This window comes from Pseudomonas sp. Pseusp9 (genome assembly GCF_059491265.1).
In genome coordinates this window covers 4814158-4827915 of sequence record NZ_CP168500.1, presented here as the reverse complement: position 1 = coordinate 4827915, position 13758 = coordinate 4814158, and the positions used below count along the sequence as shown (strand labels likewise).

11 protein-coding genes are annotated in these 13758 nt (G+C 58.9%); all 11 read left to right on the top strand.

What is annotated here, in order from left to right:
* The first annotated feature begins 87 nt into the window (after window positions 1-87).
* Window positions 88-1164: an S-methyl-5-thioribose-1-phosphate isomerase gene (gene mtnA, locus ACEN8E_RS21925; RefSeq protein ID WP_413425551.1), complete on the top strand. Its 1077-nt coding sequence runs from the start codon at window positions 88-90 to the stop codon at window positions 1162-1164.
* A gap of 419 nt (window positions 1165-1583) precedes the next feature.
* Window positions 1584-4238 carry a DNA gyrase subunit A gene (gene gyrA, locus ACEN8E_RS21920; RefSeq protein ID WP_495589831.1) on the top strand — a complete coding sequence of 885 codons (2655 nt, stop codon included), beginning with the start codon at window positions 1584-1586 and terminating at the stop codon, window positions 4236-4238.
* 250 nt (window positions 4239-4488) lie between these two features.
* Window positions 4489-5574 carry a 3-phosphoserine/phosphohydroxythreonine transaminase gene (gene serC / locus ACEN8E_RS21915; protein WP_008017789.1) on the top strand — a complete coding sequence of 362 codons (1086 nt, stop codon included), beginning with the start codon at window positions 4489-4491 and terminating at the stop codon, window positions 5572-5574.
* On the top strand, window positions 5574-6668 hold the full coding sequence (gene pheA, locus ACEN8E_RS21910) for a prephenate dehydratase (protein ID WP_495589830.1): 1095 nt from the start codon (window positions 5574-5576) through the stop codon (window positions 6666-6668). The genes serC and pheA overlap by 1 nt, the downstream gene beginning before the upstream one ends.
* A 13-nt stretch (window positions 6669-6681) precedes the next feature.
* A complete protein-coding gene (gene hisC, locus ACEN8E_RS21905; protein WP_495589829.1) occupies window positions 6682-7794 on the top strand; it encodes a histidinol-phosphate transaminase in 1113 nt (370 codons plus the stop codon).
* Between the two features lie 28 nt (window positions 7795-7822).
* Window positions 7823-10030, top strand: a complete 2208-nt coding sequence (locus ACEN8E_RS21900; RefSeq protein ID WP_495593371.1) for a bifunctional prephenate dehydrogenase/3-phosphoshikimate 1-carboxyvinyltransferase — start codon at window positions 7823-7825, stop codon at window positions 10028-10030.
* Window positions 10027-10716: a (d)CMP kinase gene (gene cmk / locus ACEN8E_RS21895; RefSeq protein WP_007973641.1), complete on the top strand. Its 690-nt coding sequence runs from the start codon at window positions 10027-10029 to the stop codon at window positions 10714-10716. The genes ACEN8E_RS21900 and cmk overlap by 4 nt, the downstream gene beginning before the upstream one ends.
* A 120-nt stretch (window positions 10717-10836) precedes the next feature.
* Window positions 10837-12528 carry a 30S ribosomal protein S1 gene (gene rpsA, locus ACEN8E_RS21890; protein WP_007973639.1) on the top strand — a complete coding sequence of 564 codons (1692 nt, stop codon included), beginning with the start codon at window positions 10837-10839 and terminating at the stop codon, window positions 12526-12528.
* A gap of 209 nt (window positions 12529-12737) precedes the next feature.
* A complete protein-coding gene (locus ACEN8E_RS21885) occupies window positions 12738-13019 on the top strand; it encodes a hypothetical protein (protein WP_495589828.1) in 282 nt (93 codons plus the stop codon).
* A 151-nt stretch (window positions 13020-13170) separates the two neighbouring features.
* Window positions 13171-13467: an integration host factor subunit beta gene (gene ihfB, locus ACEN8E_RS21880; RefSeq protein WP_045060270.1), complete on the top strand. Its 297-nt coding sequence runs from the start codon at window positions 13171-13173 to the stop codon at window positions 13465-13467.
* 27 nt (window positions 13468-13494) lie between these two features.
* Window positions 13495-13734, top strand: a complete 240-nt coding sequence (locus tag ACEN8E_RS21875; protein ID WP_495589827.1) for a lipopolysaccharide assembly protein LapA domain-containing protein — start codon at window positions 13495-13497, stop codon at window positions 13732-13734.
* Window positions 13735-13758 lie beyond the last annotated feature (24 nt).

The following is a 13758-nucleotide window of genomic DNA, read 5'->3' as shown; positions in this document are numbered from 1 at the left end:
TTGTAAAGGATGGCGAAGTATACCCGAGCGTCTTCGCGGGGGGATCGCTATAATCGGCGGCTTTTGTTCATGAGTGCGAGGTGAGGGATGCGCGATCGACTGTTGGCTGCGGAAAAGGTAAAGGCCATCGATTGGCGTGATGGCGCTCTCCATCTGCTGGATCAGCGTATTTTGCCGTTCGAGGAAACCTGGATCGCCTACACCAGTGCAGCCGGTGTGGCCGAAGCCATTCGCTCGATGGTGGTGCGTGGCGCGCCGGCCATCGGTATCAGTGCGGCTTATGGCATCGTGCTGGCGGCCCGTGCCCGGATTGCCGAAGGTGGCGACTGGTACGCGGCGCTGGAAGAGGATTTTGCGCTGCTGGCTGATTCCCGTCCCACGGCGGTCAACCTGTTCTGGGCGCTGGGGCGCATGCACGATCGGCTTGACCGGCTGAAAGACAATGCCGATCCGCTGGAGGTGCTGGAGGCCGAGGCTATCGCCATTCACGAAAGTGATCGCGAAGCCAACCTGACCATGGCGCAACTGGGTGTTGACCTGATCCGCAAACATCAGGGCAACGCCCAGGCAATCCTGACCCACTGCAACACCGGCGCACTGGCCACGGGCGGCTTTGGCACGGCGCTGGGGGTGATTCGCGGTGCATTCATCGAGGGCATGGTCGAGCAGGTCTATGTCGACGAAACCCGCCCATGGCTGCAGGGCTCGCGGTTGACCGCGTGGGAGCTGGCCAATGAAGGTATCCCCGTGACCCTCAATGTCGATTCCGCCGCAGCGCATATCATGAAGACCAAGGGCCCTACCTGGGTCATCGTCGGCGCTGACCGGATCACCGCCAATGGCGACGTGGCCAACAAGATCGGCACCTATCAACTGGCCGTCAATGCCATGCACCACGGCGTGCGCTTCATGGTGGTGGCGCCGAGTTCGACCATCGACATGAACCTGGCCAGTGGCGATGACATTCCGATTGAGGAGCGTGATGGTCGTGAGTTGCTGGAGGTCGGTGGCAAGCGGGTGGGCGCGGATGTCGAAGCGTTCAATCCGGTGTTCGATGTGACGCCAGCGGACCTGATCGATGCGATCGTCACCGAAAAAGGCATCGTCGAGCGCCCGGATACGGCGAAGATGGCGCAGTTGATGTGTCGCAAGCGTCTGCATTAAAGATATCTGGCGTTTGACAAGGCGCCTTCGCGAGCGGGCTCGCTCCCACAATGGATTTGCGTCGTTAACAAATTCCCTGTGGGAGTGAGCCTGCTCGCGAAGAGGCCCGCAAAGTCAACAAATCGGCCAGAATCGAGCCTGAAATCTGCATTCATCAAGCCTCTAAGCCTCTCTCGTCGCCTTCAAGCCTGTCATCGGTCAACTAACTACTCTCCATGCGCATCTGGGGGATAGGTGCGTGGCGGCTCTTGTGATAACATCCGGCGGTTTCCAGGGCTGCCCGAAGTGGCGACCCGTACTGCGCAGATCCATGGCATAACTCGTTGATTTGTCGTAAGTCGGTGCATGGCACTAAGCCTGTATCGACGAGCTTCGTTGGTCCTGACGAAGTTTCACCAGAAAAAGGAATCAGGCTTCTCATGGGCGAACTGGCCAAAGAAATCCTCCCGGTCAATATCGAAGACGAGCTGAAGCAGTCCTACCTCGACTACGCAATGAGCGTAATTGTCGGGCGGGCACTGCCGGATGCGCGCGATGGCTTGAAGCCCGTGCACCGGCGTGTGCTGTTCGCGATGAGCGAGCTGGGCAACGACTTCAACAAGCCGTACAAGAAATCTGCCCGTGTTGTCGGTGACGTGATCGGTAAGTATCACCCGCACGGTGATACCGCGGTGTACGACACCATCGTTCGGATGGCGCAGCCATTCTCCCTGCGCTACCTGCTGGTAGACGGCCAGGGCAACTTCGGTTCGGTGGACGGCGACAACGCCGCGGCCATGCGATACACCGAAGTGCGCATGACCAAGCTGGCGCACGAGCTGCTGGCCGACCTGCACAAGGAAACCGTGGACTGGGTGCCGAACTACGACGGCACCGAGATGATCCCGGCGGTCATGCCGACCCGTATTCCCAACCTGTTGGTCAACGGCTCCAGCGGTATTGCCGTGGGCATGGCGACCAACATTCCGCCACACAACCTCGGTGAAGTCATCGACGGTTGCCTGGCACTCATCGACAATCCCGAGCTGACTGTCGATGAATTGATGCAATACATTCCCGGTCCGGACTTCCCGACCGCTGCGATCATCAACGGTCGCGCCGGCATCATCGAAGCCTACCGCACCGGTCGTGGGCGCATTTACATGCGCGCCCGCTCGATCATCGAAGACATCGACAAGGTCGGTGGCCGTCAGCAGATCGTCATCACCGAACTTCCTTACCAGCTGAACAAGGCGCGTCTGATCGAGAAGATCGCCGAGCTGGTCAAAGAGAAGAAACTTGAAGGCATCACCGAACTGCGCGACGAGTCCGACAAGGACGGTATGCGCGTCGTGATCGAGCTGCGTCGCGGCGAAGTGCCTGAGGTCATCCTCAACAACCTCTACGCCCAGACCCAGCTGCAAGCGGTGTTCGGTATCAACATCGTCGCGCTGATCGACGGCCGTCCGCGGATCCTGAACCTCAAGGACCTGCTGGAAGCCTTCGTCCGTCACCGTCGCGAAGTGGTTACCCGCCGTACCGTGTTCGAACTGCGCAAGGCGCGCGAGCGTGGTCACATCCTTGAAGGTCAAGCCGTTGCCCTGTCGAACATCGACCCGGTGATCGCCCTGATCAAGGCCTCGCCAACCCCGTCGGAAGCCAAGGAAGCGCTGGTCAGTACGCCTTGGGAGTCCTCGGCTGTGGTGGCGATGGTTGAGCGTGCCGGCGCCGATTCGTGCCGTCCGGAAAACCTCGATCCGCAATACGGTCTGCGCGACGGCAAGTACTTCCTGTCGCCAGAGCAGGCACAAGCCATTCTGGAACTGCGTCTGCACCGCCTGACCGGTCTGGAACACGAAAAACTGCTGGCCGAGTATCAAGAGATCCTCAACCAGATCGGCGAGCTGATCCGCATCCTCAACAGCGCCACGCGCCTGATGGAAGTGATCCGCGAAGAGCTGGAAGTGATTCGCGCCGAATACGGCGACGTGCGTCGTACTGAAATTCTCGATGCCCGACTCGACCTGACCCTGGGTGACATGATCCCGGAAGAAGAGCGCGTCGTGACCATTTCCCACGGTGGCTACGCCAAGACCCAGCCGCTGGCTGCGTACCAGGCCCAGCGTCGTGGCGGTAAAGGCAAGTCGGCGACCGGCGTCAAGGATGAGGACTATATCGCTCACCTGCTGGTTGCCAACAGCCACACCACGCTGCTGCTGTTCTCCAGCAAGGGCAAGGTGTACTGGCTGAAAACCTACGAAATTCCCGAGGCATCCCGCGCTGCCCGTGGTCGTCCGCTGGTCAACCTGTTGCCGCTGGATGACGGTGAGTACATCACCACCATGCTGCCGGTCGAGGAATACACCGAAGGTCACTACATCTTCATGGCCACCGCCAACGGCACCGTGAAGAAGACCCCGCTGGAATCCTTCAGCCGTCAACGCAGCGTCGGCCTGATCGCGCTGGAACTGGACGAGGGCGACGTGCTGATTTCCGCGGCCATCACCGATGGCGAGCGCGAAGTGATGCTGTTCTCCGATGGCGGCAAGGTGACTCGCTTCAAAGAGTCCGACGTTCGCGCCATGGGCCGTACCGCCCGTGGTGTGCGCGGCATGCGCCTGCCGGAAGGCCAGAAGCTGATTTCCATGCTGATCCCGGAAGAAGGCAGCCAGATCCTCACCGCTTCCGAGCGTGGTTTTGGCAAGCGCACGGCAATCACCGAGTTCCCTGAGTACAAGCGTGGCGGTCAGGGCGTTATCGCCATGGTCAGCAACGAGCGTAACGGCCGTCTGGTCGGTGCGGTTCAGGTGCTCGACGGCGAGGAAATCATGCTGATTTCCGACCAGGGCACCCTGGTGCGCACCCGTGTCGACGAAGTGTCCAGCCTGGGTCGTAATACCCAGGGCGTGACCCTGATCAAGCTGGCCAACGACGAAACACTCGTCGGGCTGGAGCGGGTTCAGGAGCCGTCGGAAGTCGAGGGTGAAGAACTGGAAGGCGAAGAGGGTGAAGGATTTGTCGGTGAGGTCGTGATTGACGACGTTGCCCAAGACCAGCAACTCGACGCCGCTGCTGACGAAGAGCCACAAGAGTAAGTGGATATGAGGGGGCGGATGAAAATTCGCCCCCTTGTTGTTTGTCCGAACGGAAAATTTCGACACCCATGGATATCCCCTGTGGGAGCGAGCCTGCTCGCGAAGCAGGCGCCGCGGTACCTCTGAAACACCGCGGTGATGCATTCGCGAGCAGGCTCGCTCCCACAGGTTGTCTGCTTCAGCAGGGATCCTGTGTCGATTGATATTGTGATTTATCGCGTGTTACCACCAAATCAGAGCGAGATTGGATGTGAGCAAGAGAGCCTATAACTTCTGTGCCGGTCCTGCGGCGCTTCCCGAAGCTGTCCTGCAGCGCGCCCAGGGTGAACTCCTCGACTGGCACGGCAAGGGTCTGTCGGTCATGGAAATGAGCCATCGCAGCGATGAGTTCGTGTCCATTGCCACCAAGGCCGAGCAGGATCTGCGTGATCTGCTGAATATCCCCTCGAACTATAAAGTGCTGTTTCTGCAAGGTGGCGCCAGCCAGCAATTTGCCCAGATTCCTCTGAACCTGCTGCCGGAAAACGGCTCGGCCGACTATATCGACACCGGTATCTGGTCGCAGAAAGCCATCGAAGAAGCTTCGCGCTACGGCCACGTCAACGTTGCCGGCACCGCCAAGCCTTACGACTATTTCGCCATTCCCGGCCAGAACGAGTGGAAGCTGTCGAAAGACGCGGCCTACGTCCACTACGCGCCGAACGAAACCATCGGCGGTCTGGAATTCCAGTGGATTCCGGAAACCGGTGATGTTCCGCTGGTCGCCGACATGTCTTCGGACATCCTGTCGCGCCCGATCGATGTTTCGCGTTTCGGCATGATCTACGCCGGTGCCCAGAAAAACATCGGCCCGAGCGGTATCGTCGTCAACATCGTTCGCGAAGACCTGCTGGGCAAGGCTCGTTCCCTGTGCCCGACCATGCTCAACTACAAGATCGCGGCCGATAACGGTTCGATGTACAACACCCCGCCGACCCTGGCGTGGTATTTGTCCGGCCTGGTGTTCGAGTGGCTGAAAGAGCAGGGTGGCGTAGAGGCCATCGGCAAGCTCAACGAAGTCAAGCAGCGCACGCTGTATGGCTTCATCGATGCCAGCGGCCTGTACAGCAACCCGATCAACAAGTCGGACCGCTCGTGGATGAACGTGCCGTTCCGCCTGGCTGATGATCGTCTGGACAAGCCGTTCCTGGCCGGTGCCGACGAGCGTGGCCTGTTGAACCTCAAGGGTCACCGTTCCGTGGGCGGCATGCGCGCCTCCATCTATAACGCCGTCGACATCAACGCCGTCAACGCGCTGGTTTCGTACATGGCAGAGTTCGAGAAGGAACACGGCTAATGTCTGAGCAAGAACTCAAGGCACTGCGCCTGCGCATTGATGCCCTGGACGAAAAGGTCCTGGAGCTGATCAGTGAGCGAGCGCGCTGCGCCCAGGAAGTCGCGCGAGTAAAGATGGCCTCGCTGGCCGAAGGCGAAGTGCCGGTGTTCTATCGTCCCGAGCGTGAAGCTCAGGTGCTCAAGCGTGTCATGGAGCGTAACCAGGGGCCGCTGGGCAACGAGGAGATGGCGCGGTTGTTCCGCGAAATCATGTCCGCCTGCCTGGCGCTCGAGCAGCCGCTGAAAGTGGCTTACCTCGGACCTGAAGGCACCTTCACCCAGGCGGCGGCCATGAAGCACTTCGGCCACGCCGTGATCAGCAAGCCGATGGCGGCGATCGACGAGGTGTTCCGTGAAGTGGCGGCGGGGGCGGTGAACTTTGGCGTGGTGCCGGTGGAAAACTCCACCGAGGGCGCGGTCAACCACACCCTCGACAGCTTCCTCGAACACGACATGGTGATCTGTGGCGAAGTCGAGCTGCGCATCCACCATCACCTGCTGGTTGGTGAAAACACCAAGACCGACAGCATCAGCCGCATTTATTCCCACGCCCAGTCACTGGCCCAGTGCCGCAAGTGGCTGGATGCCCATTACCCGAATGTAGAACGCGTGGCGGTGTCCAGCAACGCCGAAGCGGCCAAGCGGGTCAAGGGTGAGTGGAACTCGGCGGCGATTGCCGGCGACATGGCGGCCGGCCTGTACGGGTTGACCCGATTGGCCGAGAAGATCGAGGATCGCCCGGACAACTCCACGCGCTTCCTCATGATCGGCAATCAGGAAGTGCCGCCAACCGGCGACGACAAGACCTCGATCATCGTCTCGATGAGCAACAAACCGGGTGCGCTTCATGAGTTGCTGGTGCCGTTCCACGACAACGGTATCGACCTGACACGAATCGAGACTCGTCCGTCGCGCAGCGGTAAATGGACCTACGTGTTCTTTATCGATTTTGTCGGCCATCATCGCGACCCGTTGGTCAAAGGTGTGCTGGAAAAGATCAGTCAGGAAGCAGTGGCACTCAAAGTGCTGGGTTCCTACCCGAAAGCAGTTCTCTAAGGGGCGGTAGCAAATGAGTGGCAATTTCCTCGCTCTGGCACAGCCGGGCGTGCAACAACTTTCGCCTTACGTTCCGGGCAAACCTGTGGACGAACTGGCGCGTGAGCTGGATCTCGATCCAGCCAGCATCGTCAAGCTGGCGAGCAACGAAAACCCGTTGGGCCCCGGCCCCAAGGCGCTGGCGGCCATCCGCGATGCGCTGGCCGAGCTGACCCGCTATCCGGACGGCAACGGTTTTGCGCTCAAGACCCTGCTGGCCGAACAGTGTCGTGTCGAGATTAATCAGGTGACGTTGGGGAATGGTTCCAACGATATTCTGGAACTGGTCGCGCGTGCCTATCTGGCGCCTGGCCTGAACGCCGTGTTCAGCGAGCACGCGTTCGCTGTCTATCCGATTGCCACTCAGGCTGTCGGCGCACAGGCCAAGGTGGTCCCGGCCAAGGATTGGGGGCATGACCTGCCTGCCATGCTGGCGGCCATTGATGCCAATACCCGCGTGGTGTTCATCGCGAACCCGAACAACCCGACCGGGACCTGGTTCGACGCCGAGGCGCTGGACGAATTCCTGCAGGATGTTCCGGAGCATGTGCTGGTCGTGCTGGACGAGGCTTACATCGAGTACGCCGAAGGCAGTGATCTGCCGGATGGCCTGGACTTCCTGGCGGCCTATCCGAACCTGCTGGTTTCCCGCACCTTCTCCAAGGCCTACGGCTTGGCGGCGCTGCGCGTGGGTTATGGCTTGTCCACAGCGGTAGTCGCGGACGTGCTGAACCGTGTGCGCCAGCCGTTCAACGTCAACAGCCTGGCCCTGGCCGCTGCCTGTGCCGCTTTGAAGGACGAAGAGTATCTGGCGCAGAGCCGTCAGTTGAACGAGTCCGGCATGCAGCAACTGGAAGCCGGTTTCCGTGAGCTGGGGCTGAGCTGGATTCCGTCGAAGGGCAATTTCATCTGCGTCGATCTCGGTCGGGTCGCGGCCCCGGTGTTCCAGGGCTTGCTTCATGAAGGCGTGATCGTGCGTCCGGTGGCCAACTACGACATGCCGAATCACCTGCGCATCACCATTGGTCTGCCGGCGGAAAACAGCCGCTTCCTTGAAGCGCTGAGCAAGGTTCTGGCTCGTGGTTGATGTCACTGCTCTGCAATCTGCTGAACCTATGATCGGTCGCCTGGTGGTGGTCGGTCTTGGGTTGATCGGCGGTTCGTTTGCCAAGGGTTTGCGTGAAAGCGGTATATGCCGCGAAGTGGTCGGGGTTGATCTCGATCCGCAATCGCGCAAACTCGCGGTCGAGTTGAGTGTTGTGGATCGCTGCGAGGAAGACCTGGGCGTTGCTTGTCAGGGCGCCGACGTCATTCAGCTGGCGGTGCCGATTCTGGCCATGGAGAAAGTGCTCGCGCGTCTGGCCGGCATGGATCTGGGGCAAGCGATCCTGACCGATGTCGGCAGCGCCAAGGGCAATGTGGTGCGTGCCGCCACCGAAGCATTTGGCAGTATGCCGTCCTGCTTCGTGCCGGGGCATCCGATTGCCGGTTCGGAGCAGAGTGGGGTGGAGGCCTCCAATGCCGAGCTGTTCCGTCGTCACAAAGTGATCCTCACCCCGCTGGAGCAAACCGATCCGGCTGCCCTGGCGGTGGTCGACCGTCTGTGGCGCGAATTGGGCGCCGATGTCGAGCACATGCAGGTCGAGCGTCACGACGAAGTATTGGCTGCGACCAGCCATCTTCCGCACTTGCTGGCGTTCGGTTTGGTCGACTCACTGGCCAAGCGCAATGAAAATCTTGAGATCTTCCGTTACGCTGCGGGCGGTTTCCGCGATTTCACAAGAATCGCCGGTAGCGACCCGGTCATGTGGCATGACATCTTCCTCGCCAACCGCGAAGCTGTCCTGCGCACACTCGATACATTTCGCAGCGATCTCGACGCCTTGCGCGACGCGGTCGATGCAGGGGATGGGCACCAATTGTTGGGCGTTTTCACTCGCGCCCGGGTTGCCCGCGAGCATTTCAGTAAAATCCTGGCCCGCAGGGCCTATGTGGACGCTATGAATTCCAACGATCTGATTTTCCTGGCTCAACCTGGTGGCCGCCTGTCCGGTCGGATTCGCGTACCAGGTGACAAATCGATTTCCCACCGTTCGATCATGCTCGGCTCCCTCGCTGAAGGTGTCACTGAAGTCGAAGGTTTCCTCGAGGGTGAAGATGCCCTGGCGACCCTGCAGGCTTTTCGTGACATGGGTGTGGTCATCGAAGGTCCGCACCACGGTCGCGTGACCATTCACGGCGTCGGCCTGCATGGCCTGAAGCCGGCACCGGGCCCGATCTATCTGGGTAACTCCGGTACTTCGATGCGCCTGCTGTCCGGCCTTCTGGCTGCGCAGGACTTCGACAGCACCCTGACCGGTGATGCGTCGCTGTCCAAGCGCCCGATGAATCGCGTGGCCAATCCGCTGCGTGAAATGGGCGCAGTGATCGAAACCGCCGCTGAAGGTCGTCCGCCGATGATCATTCGTGGTGGCAACAAGCTCAAAGGGCTGACCTACACCATGCCGATGGCCAGTGCCCAGGTTAAGTCCTGCCTGCTGTTGGCCGGCCTGTATGCCGAAGGCAAGACCACGGTTACCGAGCCTGCTCCGACCCGCGACCATACCGAGCGCATGCTTCGTGGCTTCGGCTACCCGGTAACGGTCAACGGTGCGACCGCATCGGTCGAGTCCGGCAGCAAACTGACCGCGACCCACATTGAAGTCCCGGGTGACATTTCGTCCTCGGCGTTCTTCCTGGTGGCCGCATCCATCGCTGAAGGTTCCGAACTGGTGCTTGAGCACGTCGGCATCAACCCGACCCGTACCGGCGTGATCGACATCCTGCGCCTGATGGGCGCCGACATCACCCTGGAAAACCAGCGTGAAGTGGGTGGCGAGCCGGTGGCGGATTTACGCGTGCGTGCAGCTAAACTCAAAGGTATCGATATTCCCGAGGCGCTGGTTCCGCTGGCGATCGACGAGTTCCCGGTGCTGTTCGTCGCCGCAGCCTGTGCCGAAGGGCGCACTGTGTTGACTGGCGCTGAAGAGCTGCGGGTCAAGGAGTCGGATCGCATCCAGGTCATGGCGGATGGTTTGCTGGCGCTGGGCGTCAAGTGCGAGCCAACCCCGGACGGCATCATCATCGACGGCGGCCAGATCGGCGGCGGTGAAGTGCACGGTCATGGTGATCACCGTATCGCCATGGCGTTCAGCGTTGCTTCGCTGCGCGCCAGTGCCCCGATCCGCATCCATGATTGCGCCAACGTCGCGACGTCGTTCCCGAACTTCCTGGCGCTGTGCGCACAGGTCGGTATCCGCGTGGCGCAAGAGGCACAGTCGTGAACAACATTGCACCGGTCATCACCATCGATGGGCCAAGCGGTTCGGGCAAGGGCACGGTAGCCGGGATTCTGGCCAAACGCCTGGGCTGGAACCTGCTGGATTCCGGTGCGTTGTATCGATTGCTGGCCTTCGCTGCGCATAACCATGGTGTCGACCTGACCAATGAAGAGCTGCTGAAGAAACTCGCCGCTCATCTGGATGTGCAATTCATCGCGGCGACAGACGGTCAGTTGCAACGCATCATCCTGGAGGGTGATGAAGTCAGCGATGTCATTCGCACCGAAAGCGTCGGTTCCGGCGCTTCCCAGGTGGCTGCGCTGCCTGCTGTACGCGAGGCGCTGCTGCAGCGCCAGCGAGCTTTTCAGGAAGCGCCGGGCCTTGTGGCGGATGGGCGTGACATGGGCACAGTGGTTTTTCCTGACGCGCCGCTGAAGATTTTTCTGACTGCCAGCGCCGAGGAGCGGGCGCGCCGTCGATATTTGCAGTTGAAGGGCAAGGTCGAGGGTGTTAGTCTGTCGAGTCTGCTAGATGAGATACGTGCGCGCGATGAGCGTGACACCCAGCGAGCGGTAGCCCCGCTCAAACCGGCGGCTGACGCCATACAGCTGGATTCCACGGAATTGTCCATCGACCAGGTGCTGGAACGCATCATGAGCGAGATCGCCATTCGCGATATCGCCGGGTGACCAAGAAGGCCGCAGGGGACCAGTCATAGTCCTGCGGTGGCTTCTTTTAAATGAAACTAACCCACACCGTCTGGGGTGTGGAGATGGGCGTATTCTTCGCCCTCATCAACAGGAATTAAAATGAGCGAAAGCTTTGCGGAACTCTTTGAAGAAAGCCTAAAGACCCTGAACCTTCAGGCAGGCTCCATCATCACCGGTGTTATCGTTGATATCGATTACCAGGCTCGCTGGGTAACCGTTCACGCTGGCCTGAAGTCTGAAGCACTGATCCCGCTGGAGCAGTTCTACAACGACGCTGGCGAACTGAACATCAACGTCGGTGACGAAGTTCACGTTGCTCTGGACTCGGTTGAAGACGGTTTCGGTGAAACCAAGCTGTCCCGTGAAAAAGCCAAGCGCGCTGAATGCTGGATCGTTCTGGAAGCAGCCTTCGCAGCCGAAGAAGTGGTCAAGGGCGTTATCAACGGTAAGGTTAAAGGCGGCTTCACTGTCGACGTTAACGGCATCCGTGCGTTCCTGCCAGGTTCTCTGGTTGACGTCCGTCCAGTGCGCGACACCACGCACCTGGAAGGCAAAGAGCTGGAATTCAAGGTCATCAAGCTGGACCAGAAGCGCAACAACGTTGTCGTTTCCCGTCGCAGTGTCCTGGAAGCCGAGAACTCCGCCGAGCGCGAAGCTCTGCTGGAATCCCTGCAGGAAGGCCAACAAGTCAAAGGTATCGTCAAGAACCTCACCGATTACGGCGCATTCGTCGATCTGGGTGGCGTCGATGGCCTGCTGCACATTACCGACATGGCCTGGAAGCGTATCAAGCATCCTTCCGAAATCGTCAACGTTGGCGACGAGATCGATGTCAAGGTTCTGAAGTACGATCGCGAGCGCAATCGTGTTTCCCTGGGCCTGAAGCAACTGGGCGAAGATCCGTGGGTTGCTATCAAAGCCCGTTACCCGGAAAGCACTCGCGTTACCGCTCGTGTAACCAACCTGACCGACTACGGCTGCTTCGCTGAGCTGGAAGAAGGCGTTGAAGGTCTGGTGCACGTTTCCGAAATGGACTGGACCAACAAGAACATCCACCCTTCGAAAGTCGTACAAGTCGGCGACGAAGTGGAAGTTATGGTTCTGGACATCGACGAAGAGCGTCGTCGTATCTCCCTGGGCATCAAGCAGTGCAAATCGAACCCATGGGAAGATTTCTCTGGCCAGTTCAACAAGGGCGATAAAATCTCCGGCACCATCAAGTCGATCACCGATTTCGGTATCTTCATTGGTCTGGACGGCGGCATCGACGGTCTGGTTCACCTGTCCGACATCTCCTGGAACGAAGTGGGCGAAGAAGCCGTTCGCCGCTTCAAGAAGGGCGACGAGCTGGACACCGTTATCCTGTCGGTTGACCCAGAGCGCGAGCGCATCTCCCTGGGTATCAAGCAACTGGAAAGCGATCCGTTCTCCGAGTACGTTCAAGAGAACGACAAAGGCGCCATCGTTAAAGGCATCGTGAAGGAAGTTGACGCTAAAGGCGCCATCATCACTCTGGCCGACGATATCGAAGCGACTCTGAAAGCCTCCGAAATCAGCCGTGACCGCGTTGAAGACGCGCGCAACGTTCTGAAAGAAGGCGAAGAAGTAGAAGCCAAGATCATCAGCGTTGACCGCAAGAGCCGTGTAATTCAGCTCTCGATCAAGTCGAAAGACGTTGAAGACGAGAAAGAAGCAATCCAGAGCCTGCGCGACAAGCCAGTAGCTACTGATGCTCCTGTGGCCACCACTCTGGGTGACCTGCTGCGTGCACAAATGGAAAAACAGAACTAAGTTCTGATTTTCTGTAAAAAAGGGCGACTTCGGTCGCCCTTTTTTGTGCCTGGAATTTGGTGAGTTGCACCGGCTTTAGCTGCTCGAGTCGTGAACCAAAGGTGCTGAAAAAATGTCTGATTGTTTAGTCGGATCAAGCGCTTATTTGCAGCTAGTCTTTAGTCTGAGACTAATGATCGCCCGGTGGGCTTTCTGGCAAAAGGATGTGAATGAACAAGTTGATTGTCGCAGTGGCAATGCTGGCTCTAGCAGGTTGTACCACCAATGCCAAAACTCATGCAGTGCGCGGGGTAAGTGGCATTGAGGTTGATTGTTCGGGGCTTGGTTCGAAATGGGACAGGTGTTACAAGCGTGCGGCCAAAGAGTGCAAAGGGGTGGGCTACAAGGTTGTGGCGAGGTCCGATGATCTCAAGGAAGAGGAGGATGCTTTCCCCTTCGGATTCAATCCGGCAGGTTTCCTGACGCGCACCCTGTTGGTGATTTGCCGATGAGGTTGTGATGGCTCAAGGGGCTTCTCTCTTCCAGGGGGCAAGCATTTTGGGGGAGGGGGATAGATGGCAAAACTCGAGCTGTTCAAAATCATGCGGTCGTGCTAAAACCTTTGGAGCGCTGATCTAGCTGCTTGAAAAAGAAGGGAAAAATATGACGAAGTCGGAGTTGATCGAACGAATTGTCACCCATCAAGGGCTGCTCTCATCCAAGGATGTGGAGTTGGCCATCAAGACCATGCTTGAGCAAATGTCCCAATGTCTGGCCACCGGGGATCGTATCGAGATTCGTGGCTTTGGCAGCTTCTCCTTGCACTATCGCGCGCCGCGGGTTGGGCGTAATCCGAAAACCGGTCAGTCCGTCAGCCTCGATGGTAAGTTCGTCCCGCATTTCAAGCCGGGAAAAGAGCTTAGAGATCGGGTAAATGAGGACGAAGAGGAAGAGGTGTGATGTCTGTAGCACTTCAAGGGTTCGTTCATGCGTAACTTCAAGCGTGTACTGCTCGCTGTATTCGTACTAGTACTGATGCTGGCGTTCCTTGCGTTTATCCTCGAAAATCAGCAATCAATTTCCCTGCTGTTCTTTGGGTTCGCCGGACCGCAGCTGCCAGTTTCGTTGCTCATGGTCCTGGCGCTATTGGTCGGCATGGCAATCGGACCGATACTGGGTTGGGTTTTTGGACGAGAGTTCAGATCTTCGCGCAAGCGTGTAGTCTGATTGCGATCAACCCAAGATGCTCGT

Coding starts and splice junctions, on each gene's coding strand:
- ihfB (WP_045060270.1), top strand. CDS start 13,171: ATGACGAAGTCGGAGTTGATCGAACGAATTGTCACCCATCAAGGGCTG.
- hisC (WP_495589829.1), top strand. CDS start 6,682: ATGAGTGGCAATTTCCTCGCTCTGGCACAGCCGGGCGTGCAACAACTT.
- pheA (WP_495589830.1), top strand. CDS start 5,574: ATGTCTGAGCAAGAACTCAAGGCACTGCGCCTGCGCATTGATGCCCTG.
- mtnA (WP_413425551.1), top strand. CDS start 88: ATGCGCGATCGACTGTTGGCTGCGGAAAAGGTAAAGGCCATCGATTGG.
- ACEN8E_RS21900 (WP_495593371.1), top strand. CDS start 7,823: ATGATCGGTCGCCTGGTGGTGGTCGGTCTTGGGTTGATCGGCGGTTCG.
- ACEN8E_RS21885 (WP_495589828.1), top strand. CDS start 12,738: ATGAACAAGTTGATTGTCGCAGTGGCAATGCTGGCTCTAGCAGGTTGT.
- rpsA (WP_007973639.1), top strand. CDS start 10,837: ATGAGCGAAAGCTTTGCGGAACTCTTTGAAGAAAGCCTAAAGACCCTG.
- ACEN8E_RS21875 (WP_495589827.1), top strand. CDS start 13,495: ATGCGTAACTTCAAGCGTGTACTGCTCGCTGTATTCGTACTAGTACTG.
- gyrA (WP_495589831.1), top strand. CDS start 1,584: ATGGGCGAACTGGCCAAAGAAATCCTCCCGGTCAATATCGAAGACGAG.